At 54.5% G+C, this 23,497-nt stretch carries 18 protein-coding genes and 1 pseudogene; 5 read left to right on the top strand and 14 right to left on the bottom strand.

What is annotated here, in order from left to right; genetic code table 11:
• The first annotated feature begins 125 nt into the window (after positions 1-125).
• A complete protein-coding gene (locus GT019_RS16110; RefSeq protein WP_161744216.1) occupies positions 126-6,863 on the top strand; it encodes a S8 family serine peptidase in 6,738 nt (2,245 codons plus the stop codon).
• 115 nt (positions 6,864-6,978) lie between these two features.
• Here the strand turns inward: GT019_RS16110 and GT019_RS16115 are convergent, their stop codons facing one another.
• The 5 genes from GT019_RS16115 to GT019_RS16135 all read right to left on the bottom strand — a co-directional run bounded on the left by GT019_RS16115 (position 6,979) and on the right by GT019_RS16135 (position 10,431).
• The gene (locus tag GT019_RS16115; RefSeq protein ID WP_161744217.1) at positions 6,979-7,224 is read right to left on the bottom strand and encodes a hypothetical protein; all 246 of its coding nucleotides are present in this window, start codon (positions 7,222-7,224) and stop codon (positions 6,979-6,981) included.
• A 39-nt stretch (positions 7,225-7,263) separates the two neighbouring features.
• On the bottom strand, positions 7,264-7,722 hold the full coding sequence (locus tag GT019_RS16120; RefSeq protein ID WP_161744218.1) for a CDI toxin immunity protein: 459 nt from the start codon (positions 7,720-7,722) through the stop codon (positions 7,264-7,266).
• A 96-nt stretch (positions 7,723-7,818) separates the two neighbouring features.
• Positions 7,819-8,400 carry a hypothetical protein gene (locus GT019_RS16125; protein WP_235948324.1) on the bottom strand — a complete coding sequence of 194 codons (582 nt, stop codon included), beginning with the start codon at positions 8,398-8,400 and terminating at the stop codon, positions 7,819-7,821.
• Between the two features lie 300 nt (positions 8,401-8,700).
• Entirely contained in the window at positions 8,701-9,576 is an 876-nt protein-coding gene (locus tag GT019_RS16130; RefSeq protein WP_161744219.1) for a hypothetical protein, read from the bottom strand.
• Between the two features lie 195 nt (positions 9,577-9,771).
• A complete protein-coding gene (locus GT019_RS16135; protein WP_161744220.1) occupies positions 9,772-10,431 on the bottom strand; it encodes a hypothetical protein in 660 nt (219 codons plus the stop codon).
• An 81-nt stretch (positions 10,432-10,512) separates the two neighbouring features.
• Here GT019_RS16135 and GT019_RS16140 point away from each other — a divergent pair, with 81 nt between their 5' ends.
• A complete protein-coding gene (locus GT019_RS16140) occupies positions 10,513-10,866 on the top strand; it encodes an IS110 family transposase (protein ID WP_161744221.1) in 354 nt (117 codons plus the stop codon).
• 152 nt (positions 10,867-11,018) lie between these two features.
• Here GT019_RS16140 and GT019_RS16145 read toward each other — a convergent pair whose 3' ends face one another.
• From GT019_RS16145 to GT019_RS16180, 8 genes are all read right to left on the bottom strand, one after another.
• The gene (locus GT019_RS16145; protein ID WP_161744222.1) at positions 11,019-11,615 is read right to left on the bottom strand and encodes a hypothetical protein; all 597 of its coding nucleotides are present in this window, start codon (positions 11,613-11,615) and stop codon (positions 11,019-11,021) included.
• A gap of 152 nt (positions 11,616-11,767) precedes the next feature.
• A complete protein-coding gene (locus GT019_RS16150; RefSeq protein ID WP_161744223.1) occupies positions 11,768-12,643 on the bottom strand; it encodes a hypothetical protein in 876 nt (291 codons plus the stop codon).
• A 360-nt stretch (positions 12,644-13,003) separates the two neighbouring features.
• On the bottom strand, positions 13,004-14,845 hold the full coding sequence (locus GT019_RS16155) for a glycoside hydrolase family 127 protein (protein WP_161744224.1): 1,842 nt from the start codon (positions 14,843-14,845) through the stop codon (positions 13,004-13,006).
• A gap of 27 nt (positions 14,846-14,872) precedes the next feature.
• On the bottom strand, positions 14,873-15,703 hold the full coding sequence (locus GT019_RS16160) for a carbohydrate ABC transporter permease (RefSeq protein WP_161744225.1): 831 nt from the start codon (positions 15,701-15,703) through the stop codon (positions 14,873-14,875).
• Positions 15,700-16,650 (bottom strand): carbohydrate ABC transporter permease, encoded by a 951-nt coding sequence (locus GT019_RS16165; protein WP_161744226.1) that lies wholly within the window; start codon positions 16,648-16,650, stop codon positions 15,700-15,702. The genes GT019_RS16160 and GT019_RS16165 overlap by 4 nt, the downstream gene beginning before the upstream one ends.
• A gap of 90 nt (positions 16,651-16,740) precedes the next feature.
• Positions 16,741-18,204: an ABC transporter substrate-binding protein gene (locus GT019_RS16170; RefSeq protein WP_161744227.1), complete on the bottom strand. Its 1,464-nt coding sequence runs from the start codon at positions 18,202-18,204 to the stop codon at positions 16,741-16,743.
• A 119-nt stretch (positions 18,205-18,323) separates the two neighbouring features.
• Positions 18,324-20,099 carry a cache domain-containing sensor histidine kinase gene (locus GT019_RS16175; RefSeq protein WP_161744228.1) on the bottom strand — a complete coding sequence of 592 codons (1,776 nt, stop codon included), beginning with the start codon at positions 20,097-20,099 and terminating at the stop codon, positions 18,324-18,326.
• Positions 20,096-21,922 carry a response regulator transcription factor gene (locus tag GT019_RS16180; protein ID WP_161744229.1) on the bottom strand — a complete coding sequence of 609 codons (1,827 nt, stop codon included), beginning with the start codon at positions 21,920-21,922 and terminating at the stop codon, positions 20,096-20,098. Before GT019_RS16180 ends, GT019_RS16175 begins: the two co-directional genes overlap by 4 nt.
• A gap of 392 nt (positions 21,923-22,314) precedes the next feature.
• On the opposite strand from GT019_RS16180, the gene GT019_RS31985 reads away from it, so the two are divergent.
• From GT019_RS31985 to GT019_RS16190, 3 genes and pseudogenes are all read left to right on the top strand, one after another.
• The gene (locus tag GT019_RS31985) at positions 22,315-22,725 is read left to right on the top strand and encodes a serine dehydratase beta chain (protein ID WP_235948327.1); all 411 of its coding nucleotides are present in this window, start codon (positions 22,315-22,317) and stop codon (positions 22,723-22,725) included.
• Complete coding sequence (locus GT019_RS32485) at positions 22,686-22,991, top strand: ACT domain-containing protein (protein WP_328803977.1); 306 nt, start codon at positions 22,686-22,688, stop codon at positions 22,989-22,991. The genes GT019_RS31985 and GT019_RS32485 overlap by 40 nt, the downstream gene beginning before the upstream one ends.
• Positions 22,992-23,039: 48 nt before the next feature.
• A pseudogene (locus GT019_RS16190) lies at positions 23,040-23,192 on the top strand (L-serine ammonia-lyase, iron-sulfur-dependent, subunit alpha); the annotation flags it as partial.
• 136 nt (positions 23,193-23,328) lie between these two features.
• Here GT019_RS16190 and GT019_RS16195 read toward each other — a convergent pair.
• On the bottom strand, positions 23,329-23,472 hold the full coding sequence (locus GT019_RS16195; protein ID WP_161744230.1) for a sporulation protein YjcZ: 144 nt from the start codon (positions 23,470-23,472) through the stop codon (positions 23,329-23,331).
• Positions 23,473-23,497 lie beyond the last annotated feature (25 nt).

Raw genomic sequence — 23,497 nt, forward strand, 5'->3', positions numbered from 1 at the left:
AACGAAAATTAAGGTAACAACGCATTTTATGAAAGGAGGTGGTCGGAAAACCATTCATCTCTCCCATCTACGAGCTGCGGAAGGAGTATTAGAAACCTACTTTATCGAGGAGTTGAAGAAGCACTGTGAAATGGAAAACATTGCAACAGGTTTTTCCGATCGGGATGGCTGCCATCCTTGCGTGGACGATCTCCGTTCCGGCCGCTGCCGCGGCGGATCCGATCGTTCGAAAAAACACAGTTTCAGCCGTCTCCCCCGCAACCGTAAAAGCCAAAATCGATCCTCAGGTGACGAAACGATTCGACGACGACGAGTACGTAACGTACTTGATCAAAATGAAGGAGCAAGCGGATCCTACGCAAGCTTCTTTGCTCGCGCAAGAAAAAGCGCGAAAGGACAAGGTCACCCCTGCTGCCGCCAAGCTTTCCATGCGCAATGCGGTTATCGGCACGCTGCGTGAAACAGCCTTACGCACGCAAGACTCCCTCGAATCCTACTTAGACCGCGCGAAATCCTCCAACGCCGGCGTGAAAGACTACAAAAGCTTCTTTATCGTTAACGCTTTGGCGGTCACGTCCACGAAAGCAGAAATGGAAAAGATCGCGCAACGCCCCGAAGTCGAGAAAATCCTCCCGAATACGGAGCGGTTCCTGGATACGGTTCAGAAAACGAAGGATACGGCGAAACCTAACGCCGCTGCTTCCGTGACTGCTCCGGCCCCAGCTCCGGAAGCCGCGCCCGTGACTGCTCCGGAAACGACTCCGGAGACTGCTCCCGTAACTGCACCGGAAGCTGCTCCTGCGACTCCGTCAGCGCCCGCGCAAAAAGAAGCCGTGCCGCTCACCGAGAACGTGGAATGGAACATCGATTACGTCAATGCCCCTCAGGTTTGGGAGAACGGCATCGACGGAACCGGGATCGTAGTCGCCAACATCGATACGGGCGTCGACTACACGCATCCGGCCTTGCAGCGCAAATGGCGCGCTTACGACGAGAACGGCCAGATCGTCCATCCCGAGCTGAGCTGGTACGACGCCCACAGCGCTGTCCCGCTCCCGGAAGACAACGTGGGCCACGGCACGCATACGATGGGCACCATGGTCGGCTCGGAGGAGAACGGGACCAACAAGGTCGGCGTCGCTCCGGGAGCGAAATGGATCGCCGTCCGCATATTCGACCCGTCCACGACGGATGCGATCATTCTCGATGCGGGTCAATGGCTTCTTGCCCCGGTAGACAGCGAGGGCAATCTGCACCCCGAGATGGCGCCGGATGTCGTTAACAATTCCTGGGGCGGCGGAGCCGGCATCGACGAGTTCTTCCGTCCCATCGTGCAAGCCTGGCGCGCGGCGGGGATATTCCCCGAATTCTCGGCCGGCAACGTGCGGGACGATAACCCCGGCGGCCCCGGATCGGTCGCCAATCCCGCCAACTATCCCGAATCGTTCGCGACCGGCGCAACGGACAGCGACGGCATGATCGCTTCCTTCTCCTTGCGCGGTCCGTCTCCGTACGGCGAACTCAAACCGGAAGTCTCGGCGCCCGGCGTGAACATTCGCTCCACCGTTCCGGGCGGCGGTTATGAAGGCGGCTGGAACGGCACCTCCATGGCCGGACCGATTACGACCGGGATCGCCGCTTTGCTGCTGCAAGCCAATCATTCCCTGACGATCGATCAGATCGAAGAAATATTGGAAAGCACGGCTACGCCTCGCACGGACGCGGAATATCCCGAGACGCCCAACCAAGGCTACGGCTACGGCATCGTCAATGCCCTGAACGCCGTTGGCGCCGTAACGAGCGGCATCGGGACCGTATCGGGCAAAGTAACAACAGCCGGCGAAGATACGCTGGCACCGGTAATCGAGCACACGCCTATCCCCGTCATTTATAGCGGCAGGGACGCTCAGCTGACCGCGCAGGTCTCCGACAACGTCAGCGTTCTTCAGGTCGAAGCGTTCGCGAGAATCAAAGGAACGGACGAATACGTCTATCTTCCGATGAAGAGAGCGTCCGGCAATTATAAATCCGGTCAATATACAACCGACATCCCTGCTTTCCTCATCGATACGGCAGGCTTGGAGTATTACATTCGAGCCAACGATTACGGCAATAACCAGATCTCCACGTCCGTGTACACGGCAGCCGTCTCGAACGGCATCAAGCCCGGCTATGTACAGGATTTCGAAGGAGATACCAGCGGATATGAAAGCGGCGGCTACAACAATTCGTGGGGAGTGGGCGAGCCCTTCTACGGAACGCCCGCTTCGGGAAGCAAGGTTGCGGCTGCCAGTCTGGGCGAGCACTACCTGCCCGGGGCGAATGCTTACTTCCTGGCCCCGCCGATCGACTTGACGGACAGTCCGGAAGGCGCGGTGCTGACCTTCAAGAACAGCTTCGATCTGGGCTCCGACCACGGCGTCGTCTATCTGGCGACCGAAGCCAGCAATCATGAATTCAGGGAGGTCCTGCATTTTACCGGCGCGAGCGGCGATTGGAAAACCCAATACATCGATCTGCGTCCGTATGCCGGCCAGCAGGTTCAACTCTTGTTCAACTTGTATGCCAGCGATTTAGGCGGCGGCAGGAACTGGTACATCGACGATCTCTCCGTTCAGCCTCCGGACGCGGTAGCGCCAAGCGCGCCGACGGACCTTACGGGAACGGCGGACACGATTAACAATGTCACCCTGACTTGGAATGCCTCGACCGACGAAGATGCAGCCAAGTACGTGGTCTATCGCTCCATCGGAGACGGCGCATCCGAACCGATCGGCACGACCACGCTGAACACGTTTACGGATAGCACCGCGGCCGGCGGCAGCAGCAATCACTATACGGTGGCAGCCATCGATTACAGCGGCAATGCAAGCGAGCTTTCGAACGCATTCACCCTCGAGCTTCCCGAGATCGTGTCGATCTACCAGGATACGTTCGACGGGGACACGGACAACGGCTGGACGCACTCCGGCGTCAACGACGAATGGGAACGCGGCACGCCGACCAATATCGGACCCGAGAGCGCGGTTTCGGCTCCGAATGTATGGGGAACGGACTTGGACGACACCTATAGCGACGGCAGCGACTACGCCTTGGTGTCCCCTGTCATTGATTTGAGCCAAACGGACAAAGCTTCGGTCTTCTTCAGCAACTGGTACGACCTGGAGAGCAGCTATGATTTCGGCCATCTGGATATCACCACGAACGGAGGCTCGAGCTGGACCGAGCTCGCATCCTTCAACGGCAACACGGTTGACGGACAGTGGGAGACGTTCGGCTACGATCTCGCGCCTTATTTGAATCAGCAGCTTCAATTCCGTTTCCGCGTGACTTCCGATGCATCCGTCAGCAAGGCGGGTTGGTATATCGATAGCTTCAAAGTGCTGGAAGTGAATGCGCCGACGGAAGTTACGGCGCGCAATCACGTATTCGACGGCGTTATCGGACCGAAATCGCCGGTCACCAAGCCGGCATATATCAGCCATGCAACCACCAAAGAAGCATTCGAAGCAAACAAGCCGACCGGGGATGTCAATCCGCAAAGCCTGCCGGCCAACGCGACCGTCACGGTTCTGGAAACCAATCGCTCCGTAAAGACGGATCCCGCGACGGGCGAGTATGCCTTCAAGCATATTGCCGGCGATTACAACTTGAAGGTAGAGGCCTACGGCTATTATCCGCAGGTCAAACCGGTCACCGTGACGGACAATGTGTATTCGACGGTGAATTTCGACCTGGAAGCCATTCCTCACGGTCAAATCACGGGCGTCATCGCGGATGAGCGCACCCAGGCGCCTATCGCCAACGCGAACGTGATGATTATGGAAGACGCGAACATTTCGCCAGTTCGTACCGATGAGCATGGCGCCTTCTCGCTGGACGTTCTGGAAGGCACGTACACGCTGTCCGTCTCCGCAGGCGGTTTCTACGGAAAAAGCGTCGCCGTGACGGTGCCGGCGAACGGCTCGGCGGAAACGAACGTCTCGCTCAAGCCTTTCGTTGGCGCTCCGGACGGCATCGGCTACGATGACGGAACGGCCGAGGACGCCCATGCTTTCTATGATGCAGGCAACGGTTGGGCGGTTCGCATGACGCCGGCCGCGAGTAGCGCTCAAGTGACGGGCGCGTTGTTCCGCATCTGGGATACGTCTTGGCCGGATCCGGGCGCCACGCCGTTCAAGTATGCGCTGTATGACGCAAGCGGCACGGATGGCGCACCGGGCAAACTGATTGCCGGGCCTTTCGACGGCGACGGACTGCGGAACGGCGAGTGGACGTCCGTGACGCTCCCGACACCGGTTGTCGTAACCGGCGATTTCTACATGGCTTACATCCAAGTCGGACCCTATCCGAACACGCCGGGACTCAGCACGGACGTAGACGGGCCGAACGCCCTGCGCAGCTGGCAGCTGGTGAGCGGAGCGTGGTCCCCTTCGCCTGAAGACGACGGCAACTACATGATCAGGGCGCTCGTTAGCAATGAAGTTACCGCCCCTGTCATTACTTCGCCGGCAGCGAAGTCGTACACCAATCAGGCGAAGCTGGACGTCACGGGAACCGTGCCCGTTGACGGAACGACCGTCACGTTGTTCAACGGCCGCGACGAAGTGGGAAGCGACGTGGTCGAGAACGGTACGTTCGCCATTCCTGTCGAGCTCAAGGCCGGTGTAAACAGCCTGACGGCGGTGGCGGCCCTGGACGGCAAATCGACCGATCCTTCCGCGCCTACCGAAGTCACGCTGGATGTTACCGCGCCGAGCCTGAACGTAGAGGCGCCGATCGACGGCTTCAAGACCAATCAAGAAGCCTTGACGCTGCACGGAACGACCGGCGATGAATACTTTGGCGAATTGACCGTAAATGGCGAGCAAGCCGATGTAGCCGCCGACGGCACATTCAAGCATCGCGTGCTGCTGGATCCGGGCGCGAATGTCGTCACGGTCACGGCGAAAGACCTTGCCGGCAACGTTACCACGGTGACGCGCACCGTTCATCTGGATTTGGATAGTCCTGCGATTACGGATATCGCGCCGGCAAGCGACGTGAAGCTGGCACAGGGCGACACCCTGCAGGTATCCTTCAAGAGCGATCCGGGCTTGAACGCTTCGTTCCGCATCGAGCTTCCGATCGCGCCTGCTGCGGCCAAAGCCGGCGAGATCGCGATGAAGGAAAGCGCTACGACGCCAGGCCTGTACGAAGGAAGCTACAAAACGCCGGATAAGCTGATCGTGGACGACGGTCTCATCGTCGTTCGGGTAGCGGATGCTGCCGGCAATGAAACCGAAGCCGTCGCGCCGGGCAAATTGTTCGTCAACGTCGATCCGGCTTGGGCGCTCGTGAACGAGGCGAAGGATGCTTTCAAAGCCAACGTCGCCAATACGACGGAAGTCGATAAAGCCGTGCTTACCCTTCCCGAGGCGGACGACATCACTTACGCGGTTACGGGCAGCAGCAACGACGAGCTGATCAGCGATGCCGGCCTCTTGCTCAAACGGCCTAGCACCAGCACGGACGTCGAATTGACCGTCACCATCGCCGCGAAGGCGAAACCGGCCATTAAGACCGAGGTCAAAGTAAAAGTCACGCTTCCGGCCATCTATACGGGCGGCGGCGGTGGCGGCGGTCCAGTCGTTGTGATCCCGCCTACGCCGAGCACCAGCACGAATTACGCCTTGACGGCAGTCGTGAACAAAAGCCAGACCCAAGCGTCCGTTAAACCTGAATTGAAAACGGACGGAAACACCGTATCGGCGTCGGTAGCGGATGCCGATCTGCAGCAAGCGCTGACTTCGTCGCCTGTTGCTGTCGTCGTACCGGTCACCGTGACGGCTTCGCAGCATGCGCAGTTCAACTTAACGGCCAGCCAAGTGGCCTTGCTCGCCGCGTCCAATCCGGCGAATGCCATCGTGATTACGAACGGAACCAGCGCCATTGCGCTTCCGGTCGGCATCCTGGCCAAGGCTCCCAAGAACGCCGGCCTTCAATTGACGCTGGCCGGCAGCGATCAAAGCACGGCCTTTACGAACGCGGTACCGGGTATCACCGTACTTGGAACGCCGGTTGCGTTTGAAGTGAGCACGGTTCAAGGTACGACCGTCAAGCCGCTTCAGCTCTCGGGCAAAGAGCTGATCAAGCAAGCCTTTATCCTTGCGAAAGGCGTAGACGCCAAAGCAGCCGGCGTGCTCTATCTCGGCGGTTCGACCGCAAGCCCTGCTCCTGCAGCGTTTGCAAGCAACGAGGACGGCACCACCACGGTGACCGTTACCCGTCCCGGCTTCTCGACCTACGCCGCCGTGACGAGAACGATCGGCTTCACGGATCTCGGCAGTACGTCGGCGAAGGATAAGATCGAGGCGCTTGCCAGCAAGTTCCTGATCGACGGCACGTCGAACGCCACGTTCTCGCCGAACGCCTCCGTGACGCGCGCCGAATTCGCGGCGATGCTGACCCGCGCGCTCGGATTGCAAGGCAGCGGCGGGGCTCCGTTCACCGACGTGACGGCCGACAAATGGTATGCGGACGAAGTCGCCGCCGCGTACCAAGCCGGTCTGATCACCGGCCTGGGAGACGGAAGCTTCAAGCCGAACGGCACGATCACGCATCAGGATCTGGCGGTCATGCTGGAGCGAGCTGCAAGTCTGGTTCGTCTGCAGACGAATGGCGTCGCCAGCCCGACCTATGCGGATGCCGCGGCCATCTCCGGCTACGCCAAGGACAGCGTACAAACCGTATCCGCCGGCGGACTGATGAGCGGCACGGAAGCAAACGGCAGCCTCTTCTTCACGCCGAAGTCTCCGTCCACCCGCGCAGAAGCCGCAACGGCGATTTACAACCTGCTGAAGCAATCCGGCTTGATTAACTAAAACGTTCCGAATGCGAAAACAGACTGCAGCTCCGGCTGCAGTCTGTTTTATTTCGTTACATGAATGGAAACATGGATCATCGATCATGCTCATTTAACATCAAGATAATTCACCATCAAGCGCTCTTCGTCATTCTAGATGTCACGTACACGACCAGGCTGATAATCATGCCAACAAGCCCAAGCCCGCTCAAGAGCATGCTGATCAGGATCGGCATCATATTGCTCGGCTCGGGGATAAATGCTTTGATTTCAGCGTTCATATGCTGCACTTGAATGGCAAAGCCCGCAATCCCGCTGACGATCCAGAGAAGTCCGCCGATGATGGCGCAGACGAGCGCTTTTTTTTGCAATTTGTTCATGGGGGATTCTCCTTTCGATCTTTATATTTATTAGCTCCTTTACTTTAGTTTCCCTACATTTATTTCGCCTTCATGGTGTACTTCTATGATCGTTTTTATTTCAAAGTTAATGAACCAAACATTAAACCCTACCGCTGTAACATCATCTTGTCGTTCGATTAGGCGCGCAAGTTTTGTTTCGATTACAGGTAAATTCAGTTCATCCCACACCACGTAATATCCCTTGTTCAAATCAAGTTGCATAACATCGGATAATTCATCCAGTTTCTTAATCAAGGTCTTGCTCTTCACTAGTTTCCAGTCAACTCTACCCCACTCTGTAAACGGGAAGGCAATGACCATATGAGCCACAATTCTCACAGATTCATCCAAACTATAAATTCTAACCTCATCGCCTAAGACATCAATGCACTCTTCGAATAATGCTGTGAATTGATTTTCTTTCTTACTCTTGTTTTTAAGCTGTTCCATTCTAAATTGACGTGCTTTCTTATCCATTCCATGATCAACGCCTTTTACTAAACTCAAGGCCACACGGCCAGACACAAATTGCGCTTAATTGAATCTAAAGTCGTCTGGTAAATACTCCTCTAATCACGCCCTATAAACCTTTTCTTTCTTATTCTTATACAGTACTCTTCCGAATTCTTCTCCCGGGGGAATGACGCGTATGATTCTATTCGCAGCGATCGATTGGGATAATACGATCTGGTTATCTTCAAGTATGTATTCCATCAGTGCAGCGTCGGTTAATGTTTCCTTATAGAGGCCTGGCCGTTTTTGAAGCTCTTCTCTTCCGATGGCCAAGCAATCAAGATCATGCCTCCATTCGCCCGTATTCCATATGGAACGTTCGCCAATTCGCCAAATGATCGTATCCTGCAGCTCCTTGCCAAGATCCGCAAGCGAATTAATCGGCTTTTCGAATGTATCTCTTGTCGTAGCACCCATGAAGTGGCCAAAATAGGCGGGTAAATCTTGTTCCTCGATTCGGAAAACAAAGCCATTGTATCGCTTCCCGTCTCGTCTAAATCGCTTTAACGCCTTCATCCACCATCGATCCAAAGCAACATGGCCGGTTAACGGAAAACAGTACACGCCATTTTGGCTTTTGCGAATGCCGTTTTTTATAATTTGCTTCGAATGATTGACCGGCGACCAGTGAACTGCGAGCATAGAGTCAACTCCTGAAATCATGTGATGTTGCACGTACTACACGTACCTGCAAAGTCATTTGACGATCCATTCCATCATTTTATTCCTCAACGTTTTTGCAATTTCGATATCCCTCTTATTCATCCATTCAAATAGGTGTTTATACAATGAAACCGCTGATCTAGTTTCGGTTGAAGAGATGTACAGGTACTAAGCTCCCCTTCTTCTCAACTTCTCCGACTAAGGAATCTCTTTAGGCTAACCGCAGTAGCCCTCAGGTTACAACACGTGAATAACGTTTAATGCCTGCTTTCTCTAGACTCAAAAAAAATCATCAATATGACTTAGCTTAAAATATGTTTCTCTAAGTTTTTTTCTTATTTCATAATCACTGAGTTCCGAAATAATAATTTCTCTCTCGAAATCTTCAAGCCAAGCTATCTTAAGACGTTTCGTAAATATGACAATAATGAATTGAAACAATAATATGATGAGAACAAATATTAGTCCAAAAAGAGCTATTCTTAAGTCTGTATTATTAAAATGGTAGACTGTTATTATCATTACAAGAGGATACAAACTAATATATATTTGATGAGATTTAATAAATCGGATAAACAAACTAAAATCATTACCATTAAAAACATTTTCAATTCTTTGAAAATTTCTATTTGGAATCTTAACAAAAACACTCATTAAACCAAAGGTCAACATAGAAAAAACAGTAATCCCTAGGATAATAAGAATATCTAATCTAATGTCAGAATTTAGAATGATTGAAAAACTTGTTAATGCTATTGCTATTAATCCTACTGTCAATTCATAGAACTTCATTATTTTTCTACATTGTATTTCAAGAATCGGAGCCTCTGTTTTTCTATAATTAATAATCTTATGAACTCTAAATTCCTGATGAAACGGTTGAAATAAACTATTACTAAAGTTCAAAAAAATTGCTGTATATAAAATAAGTCTGTCTACATTAATAAGCATCAACGGAATTTCTGGAAAAACGAAATATCCCATTGCTCCAATTGCAACAAAAAGCACCCAGTTATTAATCCCTCCAGATGTTGTCTTTTGCCTTTCTCTTTCTTGTAGACGATTAATAAAGTCTAACCAATCTTTTTGTGTTAATTTTTCCAAAGAGATACCCCCGAAAAGAGCATTAGTTTCACCTAACGTTATTGTATTCACGTCGCTCCACCACTTTAAGATACCAACGGTGCCGACCGCGATGCGGTTAAGAGGTGCCGGTGTGTCGATATGATTGCGCCTCCCTGTTGCTGGAATTCCATCTCCGAATCGCTTCTAACTCCGGCCGGATCGAGGGACAAATGACCCTATGCGTGAGTATGGTGTTTGGTGAAGTTGACTTCCTCTTCGAATTCGCTACAGCACTTTATAGATGTTACTATCTATCAGTTCTATGGGATCATTATTACGAATTAATAAAAGCACTTCATTACAATTGAATGGGAGCTGCCGAATCCTATCTATAGCCTTCCTGATAAATAACTCAGTATTCAAGTTCCAAATATCCAAATGAATATGTGTATTCATAACAATTATTATAGATACCCTTTCATAATTCTTAATTGCTTTTTTATTTGCATTGCGTATTACTTCTTCTAAGTATTCCATTGCCTTTGTTTCAAGATCTCTTGTATCTCCAATTCTCATCTTGCTATATCCACGTTCATTTATTAATACTGCATCCTCATATTCACTCTTACCATATATAAACTCAGTAATTTCATATCTTTTTATTTCCCCTGTTGAATATTGAACAATGGCATCATAGCTTTGATTACCTATTACTACTCTTACTTTCGCATCTATTGGAACGAGTTTAGATCGACTAAAAAGATAAAGTAAATAAAATTCCTCTAAGAAGATCTTATATCTTCCGGTCTTCAGACGAGCTAAATCATTTAGTTCTTTGTTACTTATGATTTCTTCTCGTTTAGATTCAAAATAACTCTGCATTTCACTTGGAGTTCGAAAAAGATCGAGATCATGAAAGTAATCACTTGAATTGATATTTTCCATGCTAACCTCCCAAAATACTAGTCAATTTCACCTAACGAAGAAGAAGCCACTCGCAAGGTTAAAACAGATCCCATTGACGCGATGCGCATTGCGCAAGCCTTTTACTTGGAGGAAACGAATCCTGCCTTTGAATCTCCTCCCGCGGTTGCTGATCTTCAGATTCTATGCAGACAGCACTACCAGTGGACGGTTTTGTATACCGATGTCCAGCTTCATTTCCGCTCCATCTTGGATCTCGTTTTCCCATACGAACAAAAAGAGGCCCGTCTTACCTTCGTACCGCCTTATATCAAGCTACCGTTGCTGGAATTACTAAGCAAGTACATGGGCCACGAAATGAGATTCTATCGCGACATTACCAACAAAAGCCGTCAGAGGGCAAGCTCCCAAAAGTTGCAATTGTTGCTGTATTATCTTTGGCGTCTGGAGCAATAATGAGCCATTTCGACTGCGTTAATTCAGTTACTTAAAGAACATTTTACCGTATTCCTTTTATGTTCGAGTTGGCTTGTTTCAGTGCGCCAATTTTAGATGTGACGCGGTCAGATCGATGTTGTTTAATTTCTTCTTGACCTTGATTAGCTGGTTTATCGGGTGCTTCTGCCCCACTTTTCAACCGACAATTTCTCTACTTCTTGCTTCTTCTTTATAAACTTCATTCTAATTCCTTCAATAAATTCAGGCCTTAAAAATGAAATATCTCCAACATGTTTATGAATTATAAATGGGACCTTACCTCTTTCTTCTGTTTGAAGTCTTATAAAATTCTCATAAAAATAATTCATAACCAAATCAATATCTTCTCCATCAAGGTAAGAAAAACTCTTATCGAGAAGTTCTTTAATCTTTAAATTGTTCTCGCTAACCTGAATTATATATTCGTTTCTAATTTTAATAGTTTTCTTGACATCTTCCTCAAGACGTTCTTGAGTTAGTTTCTCTTCACTGTAAGTCTTATCAATATATTCGTCCTTATATGCTCTTTGAAATTTACTTTCAATCTCAAACAACTTGGAACTTTGTGAAATGATAAAATTCAAAGGTCCATATAGATTAATTAACTGATCTTCTAAGTATTTAATTCTTCTCAATCTCTTATCAGCCAAATCTGCTCGAATCCAATTGAGAATAGCGCCAACAGCTCCACCACCGATAAAACTAACAAGTACATTAATCCAAGTCATGGGATCCTCCGATTAAATATAATAGTTAGAAATTGTTAGCCTTACAGAAGTTTCCGAAAACTTTCTTGTATTCATGAACCGGAGAGCCTCTAGTGAGCGATAGCGACGCAGCGTAAATACTTTGTTATCGGAGAATTTTCACATTTCCTCTATTAACTCTCTTTGTTATCCTCAATATTTAAAATATCCTTTAAACCAATCTCATCAAAACTATAAAATTCAAATTGCAAATCAACTCCATGAATCATATAGTCATTTCCAGGCTCTAATCCTAATATCCTCTCTTTAAACTTTTCATTAATATTACCAACGAATATAAAACGCAATTCCACATTCTTAGTGAAACGATTATCAAATTCCTTAATATACTTTGTGTTTTTCTCTATCGATTGAATTATATAATCCTTAGGGTAATATCCATGTCTACTTATCTTAATTTCTAAAACAACAGATTTTTTATCTAATAACATAATTCCATCAAATTCTACCCTTTTCTTCGTTCCACTTATCTTCACATATCTATTAATAAATTGTCCGTACTTATTCTCAAGGAATTTAAAAGTATATTCTTCAGCTATCAAAGCAAATTGCATAGGATTTAAATTGGATTTATTGAGAGTTAAATTTATTTGATTATCAGTTTGTGATTTACTTTCTTGACTTATATCTGATTCTATTGCCTTTTCAACTGCCTCAATTTCATCAGTAATAGAAGCTTCAATTTCCTTTTGAGATCTTGTCCCAACTAAATGATTAAAGTACGCATCACTATTTCTAATTATTGCCGCGATATTCTGTAAAAACTCTAAATTTGTAACTAGAGTAGCCAAGACTAAAATAGCTAAAAAATAACTTGTTGCTTCGTTAGCAAATAAACTTACACCTAAAACTATAAGTATTCCAACTACCTTTAAAGCTTCCTTCTTCAATACTTTAGTCCAAATAAAAATACAGATAAAAATCAAGGCTAATGAAATTGATAATACTGCAATAGATTCCCTAAAGTTTTCTAGTAGTTTTTCAATCATCTTAATATGCCCCCAAATTTATTCATTCTTTTGTGTCATTTCCGATAACGTCTTTTTCACGAACTTCTCTAAAGGCACTTCACCACATATAAATCGAACTTATCTTTCAATGTTTTTAACTTCCATTTTACGGAAATTTAATATGATTGTCGACAGCATTTACATAAAAGCAAAATCGCCATCACCCTCTTGATACGCATAATCAAAAAGGCCAACCAGCGCTGCTGGTTGACCTTCCAAAATACATGAACCGCCTGCCCCGTTACAATTGCAAAGACGGTTAATCAAATACCCCAATCTTCGCTATTGAGGAAACACCCACTGTCGCTTCAACGCGAACCCCAGCCTCAAACCACCAAACTACCGATACAACCGCCCATCCTCCGCCTCGCGAACCCACACCTGCATGAACCCCGCTTCGCGATTATCCCACGCATAGTAAGGGATCAGCTCGCAAGCCGCGCCCTCAACCGTCCGGCCGCGCAGCACGGTCACGCCGCCAAGCAGCTCGACCCGGTGCTCGACCGCGAACGCCTCGTGCGCCGCAAGCGCGAATGCGTCATACCGCAGCCCGTCATTCCCGGTCTGCTCGACGCAATATACGACCGGCCCGCGCTGGAACGCGATGCGTCCGCGGTTCGCTTCCACTTCCGGCCGGGAACGGATCGCCTCGACGGGCATATCCAGCTCCAGCTCGATCGTATCGCCCGGCGTCCAATACCGCCGCAGCACGAGATAGCCCTTCTCCGCCAACGCCTCCGCGCCTTCGACTCGCTCGCCCTGCGCGGATATCCGATAGCTCCGGCACCAGCCCGGCAGACGCAGCCGCACCGCGAACTCGCCCGCCTGCTCCGGCGTGACCTCAAGCGCCACGCGTCCGTCCCACGGATAGGCCGTGGTCTGCGCGATCCGCACCGTGCCAACGCCACCGCCGAGATCGACGGTCGTCTCGCTGCTCATGTACTGATTAACCGCAATACCGTCCTCCGTCGCGGCATACGCGTACTGGCCGATGGCCGGCAGGAAGCGCGCCAGATTCGTCGGGCAGCACGACGTATGGAACCACTCGACCCGGTGATGCTCGCCCTTGGACGCCAGCGGATTCACGTAGAAGAATTTGTCGCCGGAGAGCGAGATGCCGGACAGCGCGCCGTTGTACATCTCCCGCTCCACGAGGTCGGCGTATTTGCCGTCGCCGTGCAGCAGGTTCATCCGATGGTTCCAGAACGCCATCGCGATGGCCGCGCAGGTCTCGCAGTACGCCGATTCGTTCGGCAGGTCGTAATCGTGGGTGAACCCTTCGTTGTGCACGGACGGCCCGATGCCGCCGGTCACGTACAGGTTGCGCTCCACCGTATGCGCCCAAACGCGGTCGAGCGCGTCCAGGTACGCGGTATCGTTCGAAGCGAGCACGACGTCGGCCATCGCCGTGTAGAGGTACATCGCGCGGACCGCGTGCCCTTTCACCTCGCGGATATCCCGGACCGGCACGTCGTCCTGGCAGTACGCCGGACCCCAATCCGGCTTATCCCAGATCGCGCCGACGCCGTGGCCGTGGCCGCGTTCCTCGAGCAGCCAGAGCGCGAGCCTCCAATACCGCTCCTCGCCCGTCGCGCGGAACAGCTTTACGAGCGCCAGCTCGATCTCCTCGTGCCCCTCGGCCCAGTGGCGCTTGCCCGGTCCGAACGTCGCGTCGTAATGATCGGCCAGCCGGCACGCGACGTCCAGGAGCCTGCGTTTGCCCGTCGCCTGATAGTACGCGACCGCCGCCTCGATCAGATGGCCGCCGTTGTACATCTCGTGCTTCTCCATGTCGGTCCATTTCAGCTCCGGCGCTTCCACCGTGTAATAGGTTGACAGGTAGCCGTCGGACTCCTGCGCGGCTTCGATCAGCCCGGCGATGCGGTCGATCTCCGCTTCCAGCGCGGGATCGCGGTCCGTCATGAGCGCGTACGCGGCACCCTCCAGCACCTTGTACACGTCGGAGTCGTTGTAATACTTGCCTTCGTATTGGCCTTCCGCCAAGCCGCCGGCCAGCGCGAAATTCGCGATCCGGTTCGTCCGCTCGCATTGGTCGAGACAAACGCCGATCGTCACGTTCTTCAGCACTTCCAGCCGCGGACGCCAGAACTCGTCCTTGATCTTCACCGCGGAGAAGGGGACGCCCTGCCAGCCCTTGACCGGATTTTCCACCATCGACATCTTGCATGCCTCCTTGTCAGTCGTTCCTTACCCTTTCAACCCCGTGAGCGTGATTCCTTCCAGAAAGTAGCGCTGCCCGATCAGAAACACGACGACGCACGGCAGGACGACAGCCGCCGAAGCCGCCATCAGGAGATCCCACTGCGCGGTGTAGCTGCCCTGGAACATTTGCAGGCCGAGCGCGAGCGTGAAGCGGCTGTCGCTTTTCAGGTAAATAAGCGGGCCCATGAAATCGTTCCACGAGCCGAGAAACGTGAACAGCGCGACCACGATGACCGCGGAGCGGCTGAGCGGCAGCAGGATCCGCCAATAGATCTGGAAATAGTTCGCCCCGTCCACGAACGCCGCTTCGTCGAAATCCTGCGGAATCGTCAGGTAGAACTGGCGCAGCAGGAAGATGTTGAAGATGCCCCCGCCGAAGTACGCCGGGACGATCAGGGGATAGAACGTATCGTAGAAGCCGATCTCCTTCCAGCCGATGAAGCTCGGGATGAGCGTGACGGCCCCGGGCAGCATCATCGCGGACATAAGCACCGCGAAGATCGCGTCGCGTCCCTTCCAGCGGATGCGGGAGAAGCCGAACGCGGCCACGGTGCTCGAGACGACCGTGCCGAGCAGCACGCTCGCGACGATGATGAGCGTGTTCTTGAAGAACGCGCCGAACGGCACGACCGTCAGCGCTTCCTTGAAGTTCTCGAAGTGAAACGGCCTCGGCCACCACGCCGGCGGCATGATGAAGATCTGGGACAGATCCATGACGGAGCTGCGCAGCAGCCAGACGAACGGGACGATGAACAGCACGGCTACGATGAGCAGGGCGATATACCCCGCGGTAAGCTTCAGCCTGGACTCTCTCATGCGCGGTCCCCCTCGTAATGCACCCAGGATTTGGACGTCTTGAAGACGATGAACGTGAAGAACAGGATGATGACGAACAGCACCCACGCCAGCGCGGACGCATAGCCCATCTCGGTGTCGCGGAACGCGGTGCGCCACAGGTAGAACACGAAGAACAGGCTTTTATTGTTCGGTCCGCCCTGGGTCAGGATATACGCCTCGCTGAACACCTGGAAGGAGCCGATGATCGTCATGATCGTGTTGAAGAAGATCGTCGGCGTCACCATCGGTATCGTGATATGCCGCAGCTTGTGGTACCAGCCGCCGCCGTCGACGTCGATCGCCTCGTAATACTGCTTGGGAATGCCGGAGAGCCCCGCCAGGAAAATGATGACGGTGCCGCCGATGCCCCACAGCGTCGTGAGGACGATGGACGGAATGACGCTGCTCTCCCCGAACAGCCAGTTGCTCGTCGGCAGATGTAGCCCTCTCAGCATCGTGTTGACGAGGCCGAGATCCGGATTGAGCAGCCAGAGCCATATCATCGAGGACGCCACCGCCGGCACGATGCTCGGCAGGTAGATGATCGTCCGGAACACGGACCGCCCCTTTACGTTCATATTCAGCAGAAGCGCCAGGACGAAGGAGATGACGATGACCGCCGGCACGCGCAGCACCACGAAATAGAACGTCGTGCCGAGGGATTGATAGAACAGCTCATCCTCTCCCGTGAACAGCTTCGCGTAATTGGCAAAGCCGATAAACGCCGTTTTGTCCTTGAAGACGTTGTAGTCCGTCAGACTGAGATAGAAGCTCGCGACCATCGGCCCAAGCGTGAAGATCAGAAAGCCGAGTATCGCCGGCGACGTGAATAAAAGCCCGTAGAACAGCGCCTTGCGCTCTCTAGAGGTGGTTTTCTTTCGGGCTGCGGGTCGAGCCTGCTGTCCATCGCGTGCCGAAATCTCCATGCCGAATAACCTCCTGTCTATGAAAGAAGACGGCGTTCCCAGGGCAAGAACGCCGTCCCCCTATCGTCGTCCGCTTCCGCGGACGGCATATTACTTGATGTCGCGGCGGCCCTGCACCTGCTCCTGCGCCTTCGCGGCGACGGCATCGAGCGCTTCCTTGGCCGATTGCTTGCCAAGCCATACTTTATCCATGGCGGGATTGATGACGTCCATGATCTTGTTGAAGTTCTTGACGTAAGCCGTCGGCGTCGCGTGGCTGTGGCTCAGCAGCATGTCGATGACCGCGCCCTTGTAGCCGGACGGACGGGACGGCAGGTCCTGCGTCCACTTGGCCAGCTTGTCGGCATCCGTGTACCAGTCCTTGTGCGACGGCATCCACGTGCCGGCCGTCAGCATGTCGAGCGATGCCTCCGGATCGATCAGCGCCTTCAGCAGCTCCCAGGATTCCTGCGGATGCTTGGTCGATTTGAAGATCGAGAACATGCCGGCGACGACGGTCGTGACCGGCTCCTTCATGACCGGGAGCGCGGCAACGTTATAATTGAATTTGGACTGCGCGAGCGCCGTCGTCGCCCATTGTCCGTCGAACGCCATGGCGACCTTCTTGGTCTGGAGCGCCACGTTCGTGCCGGGGATATTCTTCGCTTGCAGCGGGGAAGGGGCCACGTGGTCCACGTTGATCAGATCCGCCAGCTTCTGGATCGCTTCTACCGCTTCCGGCTGGTTCAAGCCGAGCGTCTTGCCGTCGGCCGAGAGGAAATCCCCGCCGTTCGAGTAGATGAAGTTGCTGTACAGGCCCCACCAGGTGGGCAGGTTGATGCCGAACTGCTTGATGTTCTTCGGATCGAAGCCCGTCTCCGTCGCGTTGCGGCCTTTGTTGTCGATCGTCAGCCGCTTGGCGACGTCCACGAATTGGTCCCACGTCCACGCGTTCGCCGGGTCGGCCGGCGGCGGATCGATGCCCGCGTCCTTGAACACGTCCTCGTTGTAATACAGCACGAACGTCTCCGGTCCCGGTCCGATCCCGATCACGTTGCCGGGCTCGGCGGAATACGTGATGTTCGGCACGAGCGCATCCATGTTGATTTCGGTGTCTTTATCGAGATAGTCCTGCAGGTTCAGGAATTTGCCCTGCTCCGCGAGCGGGAACGCGATCGTGGCGGATTCCATCATGGCCACGTCCGGTTCGTCGTTGCCGGCGACCATGGTTGTCATCTTGGTGTCGTAATCGGCGCTGATGGCTTGAAAATCGACCTTGATGTTCGGCTTGGCTTTCTCGATCCGGGCGATGGCGACCTTGTACGCCGCGATCTCGTCCGGGGAGCCCCAAGCGGCAAGGCGAAGCGTGATCGGCTCGCTGCTGCCGGCGTTGGCCGCCCCATTCTCCGCATCGGCGTTCGCGTCGGCATTGCCCGCTGCATTGCTCGCGCCGTTTTGCGATGCGTTCGTATTGGCATTTCCGCTATCCGATTTCGTGCAGCCGGACAGCAGCGTCACGGCCGCCAGCAGCAGCACCAGGAACAGGGAAATCGGTTTTGCTTGCTTTCTGATCATACGATAAGAGCCCCTTTCTGCGATCAACCTCATTGGCTCATAGCTGCAGTCTATGATGGTTTTATTGTAAGAGATGGACAGCGCTTTCAAAACCCGAGCTTTTCTAGAATGGTGGACTATTATTGGGTATTGTGCGGAAGCTCGATCAAGATGCTCGTCCCTTCGCCCCGCGCGGAATGAATACGGATGCCGTACGTCTCGCCATAGGCCATCCGGATGCGGGAGATCGTGTTCTTGATGCCGATGGACGCGGATTCCTTGTACAGGATGGCGTCGATCCCTTCCTTGCTGATGCCCCGCCCGTTGTCGCGGATCTCGAAGTAACGGCTGCCGCCCGCCGTCCAGCCGCGGATCGCGATCCGCCCGCCGGCCTCCAGCCCGCCGAAGCCGTGCAGGATGGCATTCTCCACGAACGGCTGGAACAGCAGGCGCGGCAGCTTCTCTTCGTAGAGCGCGGGCTCGATCTCGTAGACGACCTCGAATTTCCCTTCGAACCGGGCCGCCATGATGTAGAAATAGTTGCGCATCCACTCCAGCTCCTCCGACAGATGCACGGCGCCCCAGTCCTTGCGGGACGTGTAATGCAGCATGTTGGACAAACTGACGAGCATCTTGCTCAGCTCCTTCTGTCCGTTCTCGATGGCGGTCCAGTTCATGACGTTGAGCGTGTTGTACAGAAAATGCGGATTCATCTGCATGTTGAGCGCCTGAATCTCCGCTTCCTTCTCCTTGAGCTTGATCTCGTAGTTTTCCTGAACCAGCATGCGGATGCGGTCGTTCATCCGGTTGAACCGCTGCGACAGCAGGCCGAACTCGTCGTTCCTCGCCACCTCGACACGCGTCTGGAAATCCCCTTCGCCCACCGAGCGCATCGCGCTCATCAGCTTCTTGATCGGTCCGGTAATCCGGCCGAGAATGAAATACGCGAATAGCAGCGCAACGACGCTCAGCGCGAGCGCGCTGACGATCGTCGAGGTGCGAATAACGGGTACGAGGCTGCTCACGAGCGCCGACTGCGGGGTCACGACGATGGACAGCCAGCCCGTCAGCTCCGAGCGGTCGAAGCAGACGATCCGATTCTCCCCGTCCAACGACAGCCGCTCCGTCCCGCTTCCCTGCGCGCGGAACCGATCGATCCACGGCTGCTCGTAGCGCTTCGTGATCTGTGACTTATCGCTGGACGCCACGACGATGCCGTCGGGGTTCAGCACCATATAAGACGAGCCGGCGGGAATGTCCTGCTCGAAGAGCTCGTCCAGCACCGTGGACTTGTAGCTGATCGTCAGCACGGGGCGCTCCACCCCCGGCTTCAGCTTGACCAGCGTGCTGTCCTCCAGATGGGAGAAGTTCAGCAGCCGGGTCGCGGAGAACAGGTAGCGAAAATCGATCGTCCCCTCCTGCAGCCAAGGCTGGTCGAACATCGCCGTGAAATCGTACGTCGGGTACCAGACCATCTTCCCGCCTGCCTGCACGGCCTCCTTGTAAATCCGCGATTGGGCCGGATCGCCCTGGGGAAGCGAACGCGACAAGCCGAAGCTGTAGTACGAGGTCCAGAGCTGCGCGGCGTACACTTCGTCGTTCTGGGAGAAGTACTTGCTCAGGATCGCGGAGATCTGGCGATCGGCGGCGACGAGATCCTCTTCCTTGGACGGATCGAGCTTGTTGAAGATCTGGAACAGATCCTTGTCGACGAACATCGACCGGCTGTTCTGGTCCGCGATGCCGAGCTTCGTGTCGATGACGTCGTTGTTCTTCTTGACGACGGCGTAGACGTTCTTCTGCGCCTGCTCCGTGACGACGTTCAGGCTCGACCGGTAGAACAGCGAGCTGAGCACGAGGAGCGGCAGCGCGATGAGCGTCAAGTAACTGAGCAGCAGCCTTGCCCGGAACGTCATGGCGTGTCCCCTTTCCCGGCCTGCGGCCGCGCCATATGCTTATAATTTTCCGGAGACAGCCCGACCTGGCGCTTGAACATCCGCGTAAAATATTTCGTGTCCCGGTAGCCGCATTGCTCCGCGATCTCGTAGATCTTGAGCTGCCCGGCGGCAAGCAGCTCCTTGGCCCGGCGCATGCGCGCCTCCGTGAGATGGTCGGAGAACGAGCGCCCCGTCCGCTGCTTGATTAACGTGCTGAAATACGACGCGTTGAAGTGAAACTGCTCCGCCGCCATCTCCAAGGTGACGTCCTCCCGGTAATGCGTCTGAATCCAGCTCAAGCAATGATCCGCGGCAAGCTCGCTGCGGCCTTGCTTGCGTTCGGCGAGCGACCGGTGGACCTCGCTCAAATAGCGGAGCAGCAGCTCCACGAGCGCCTCGCCGCTGCGGCATGCCGGCAGCTCCGAGGCGGCCGCTTGGGTGAGAACGCTTCCAATCCGCTGCTCGACGATATCGCGGGTTCGGCTCTTGATCTTGATCAGCGTCAAGGACGCGTAATCCTTCATGAGCTTGGGATCGGCGCGTCCTCCGGCCGCAAGCTCGCGGAATGCGCCGCGGCACATGGCCTCGGCCGCCGCCATCGTCGGCTCCTGAAGCGCCTCGAACAGCTGCTCGCCGTCCAGCCGGAAGACGGATTCCGCCGGCGGATCAAGCGCTTCGCCGCTCGCGACGCCCTGCCATTCGGCGTGAAACGTATACGCGAGCGCTGTCTGGGCCTGCCGGTACAGGCCGGGAATATTCGCGCCGTCCTGCCGGTTCGCCGTACCGCCCGTTATGGAACCGATGCCATATGAGGCCTGGATGCCGCGTCGCCGCCATCTCTCCGCAAGCGCCAGCAGCGCGCCGCGGAGTTCCTCCAGCTTCGCGGACAGCGGCCGCCCGAGCCGCAGCGCCGTAACCAGCCGCATCCCTTGGTTCGGAACGACCTGCAAGGAAAACGTGCAGACTTCGCCGAATGCCGCGACCGCACTGCTCAGCTGCTCCGTCAGCGTATCCAGCGGGAACGAACGCTCGTCTTGCTCGCCGTCAAGATTGTCGGAGTCGCGAGCGGAGGCGTGATTGTAGCTGCTATTGCGGCCATGGGTGCTATCGAGGTCGCGACCGGGACTGCCGGGGTCGCAACCGGGAACATGGCGCGGGTTGGGGCTAGAATTAAAGCCGCCATCGGAACTGCAGCCGGCGTCGCGGCCAAAGCTGGATCCATAATCATGGCCGCACTCCCCGTCCTCCGGACCGAATTCCGTCAGCACAAGCGCGTCCGCCTCCCGCAGCCGCTCCCAGTCCTCCAGCTCCGTCCGTTCGTCCGGCGGCAGCTCGCCGCTCAGCCACAAGTGCAGCAAGCGGCTCCGGTACGCCGAGGACGCAAGCCGCAGCCTTTGCTTCATGCTGTCGGACTCCCCGCGCTCCTTCGTTTCCGCCGCGACCTGCTCCTCCAGCCGTCGCAGCAGCGCCTCCACCTTCTCGGCATCCACCGGCTTCAGCAAATAATCGTACGCGCCATGCCGGATCGCGGTCTGGGCGTATTCGAACAGATTGTAGGCCGACACCATGACGACCTTGGTCCGCAAGCCTTCCTCCTCCAGCAGCTGCAGGAACGCAAGCCCGTCCATGTTCGGCATTTGAATGTCGCTCAGCACCACGTCGGGCAGCCCGGACCGCACGATCGCGACGGCCGCTTCCCCGTCTTTGGCCGTCGCGACCTGCGCGTCCGGCCGCATCTCCCGGATCATGGCCGCCATCCCTCTCAAGTGCCGCGGCTCGTCGTCCACGATCAGAATATTCATGCCGCACTCCTTCCCGCCCGATCGGGCCAATAGTTTCTTATACAGTACTACGTCCCGAAGATGTTGGGTAGGGGGCATGAAGGCGCATACTTGAATTAGGTTCATTATCTTCCGCCTTCGGACAAGCGCCGGATCTGCCGTCGTTCGCACCGTTTTCAATCATGCGAACAGGCCGCAGGGCGGCTCGACAGCCTGCGGCGTCGCCGCCGAGTCCTGATCACCGGACCGATCCTATTATCGTGTCGCGGCACTGTCTCACCTGATCAAGGCGCTCTCCTTGCCTTGGACGGCGCTGCCATGGTCCGGCGTCCGTTTCGCGCATAATCCCCTGGTTATGAAGCACACTAACATTTTCCAGCATTAATGATCGATTCGCTTCGGGAGGCATGGCCATGCGCTTCAAAGACGTCTTCTCCATCATCGGCCCGCCCATGATCGGGCCATCGAGTTCGCATACGGCGGGCGCGGCGCGCATCGGCAGAGCCGCCAGGCAGCTGTTCGGTGGGCTGCCGCGGCGCGCGGACGTGATCTTCTACGGCTCGTTCGCCGCGACCTACGAGGGGCACGGCACGTACGCCGCCATCGTCGGCGGGCTGCTGGACATGGCGACCGACGACGTCCGCCTGCCGGATTCGCTGGAGCTCGCCGCGCAATCGGGCATGCACGTGGACGTCGGAACGGGAACCGGATTGTTCCCGCTTCCAACACGGCCGAGCTCCGGCTGTACGACGATACCGAGGACGGGCACCCGGCATTCACGCTCGTGGGCACGTCCATCGGCGGCGGCAATATCGAGGTCGTGAACATCGACGGCTTCAAGGTGAAGATGACGGGCAATTATCCGACGCTCGTCATTCGGAACGACGACGCGCCCGGCATGATCGCCATCGTGGCGCGCCTGCTGCAGCAGCACGGGATCAACATCAGCGCGATGACCGTCGACCGCAAGAGCCGCAGCGGCGAAGCGATGATGGCGCTGGAGACGGACGAGGATTTCCCGCCGGACTTGAAGGACGAGCTCGCTGCCTATCCCGAGATCCATAGCGTCGGCTTTGTCCATATCACGTAAAGGAAGGAACGATCGACCATGCATTTTCGAACGCTGCGCCAGCTTGCCGTGCGCAGCGTCATCCCGTCCGACGAGGTGGTGCAGGTCATGCTGGAGGTAGGCACGGCGATGCCGGAGGCGCTGCGGGAAACCGCGCGAGGCGGACTCGCGCAGACGCCGACGGGGAAGCAGATCATGGCGGACCTGCGGAAGAAGAAATAAGCAATCGCGACGAACAGGCATGCCCCAGCCGAAGCTTGCGGGCATGCCTGTTCGATTGCGCCTGTTTGTTCGATGCCGAAATCATTTATGCCATGCTATTGGTTCAGGAGGTAGTACCAATAGGACCCATTTCAAATTAGCAGAATACGGGACGCGAGATGATAACCAGCAAGATGAACAGGACAAGAATGATTCCGGCGAAGCCGCCGCCCAAGCCGATGCCGCCTACAGGGCCGCAACCTTGACCTACTCCTCCGACGTTCCCTAATCCATAACCCATTTTTTCATCCCCTTTAAGTTTAGGT

Origin of the sequence: Paenibacillus glycinis (assembly GCF_009909185.1) — a bacterium.
GTDB classification, from domain to species: domain Bacteria; phylum Bacillota; class Bacilli; order Paenibacillales; family Paenibacillaceae; genus Paenibacillus_Z; species Paenibacillus_Z glycinis.

Coding starts and splice junctions, on each gene's coding strand:
- GT019_RS16115 (WP_161744217.1), bottom strand. CDS start 7,224: ATGAACAAATTGCAAAAAAAAGCGCTCGTCTGCGCCATCATCGGCGGA.
- GT019_RS16120 (WP_161744218.1), bottom strand. CDS start 7,722: ATGGATAAGAAAGCACGTCAATTTAGAATGGAACAGCTTAAAAACAAG.
- GT019_RS16125 (WP_235948324.1), bottom strand. CDS start 8,400: ATGCTCGCAGTTCACTGGTCGCCGGTCAATCATTCGAAGCAAATTATA.
- GT019_RS16135 (WP_161744220.1), bottom strand. CDS start 10,431: ATGGAAAATATCAATTCAAGTGATTACTTTCATGATCTCGATCTTTTT.
- GT019_RS16140 (WP_161744221.1), top strand. CDS start 10,513: ATGCGCATTGCGCAAGCCTTTTACTTGGAGGAAACGAATCCTGCCTTT.
- GT019_RS16145 (WP_161744222.1), bottom strand. CDS start 11,615: ATGACTTGGATTAATGTACTTGTTAGTTTTATCGGTGGTGGAGCTGTT.
- GT019_RS16150 (WP_161744223.1), bottom strand. CDS start 12,643: ATGATTGAAAAACTACTAGAAAACTTTAGGGAATCTATTGCAGTATTA.
- GT019_RS16155 (WP_161744224.1), bottom strand. CDS start 14,845: ATGTCGATGGTGGAAAATCCGGTCAAGGGCTGGCAGGGCGTCCCCTTC.
- GT019_RS16160 (WP_161744225.1), bottom strand. CDS start 15,703: ATGAGAGAGTCCAGGCTGAAGCTTACCGCGGGGTATATCGCCCTGCTC.
- GT019_RS16165 (WP_161744226.1), bottom strand. CDS start 16,650: ATGGAGATTTCGGCACGCGATGGACAGCAGGCTCGACCCGCAGCCCGA.
- GT019_RS16170 (WP_161744227.1), bottom strand. CDS start 18,204: ATGATCAGAAAGCAAGCAAAACCGATTTCCCTGTTCCTGGTGCTGCTG.
- GT019_RS16175 (WP_161744228.1), bottom strand. CDS start 20,099: ATGACGTTCCGGGCAAGGCTGCTGCTCAGTTACTTGACGCTCATCGCG.
- GT019_RS16180 (WP_161744229.1), bottom strand. CDS start 21,922: ATGAATATTCTGATCGTGGACGACGAGCCGCGGCACTTGAGAGGGATG.
- GT019_RS31985 (WP_235948327.1), top strand. CDS start 22,315: ATGCGCTTCAAAGACGTCTTCTCCATCATCGGCCCGCCCATGATCGGG.
- GT019_RS16195 (WP_161744230.1), bottom strand. CDS start 23,472: ATGGGTTATGGATTAGGGAACGTCGGAGGAGTAGGTCAAGGTTGCGGC.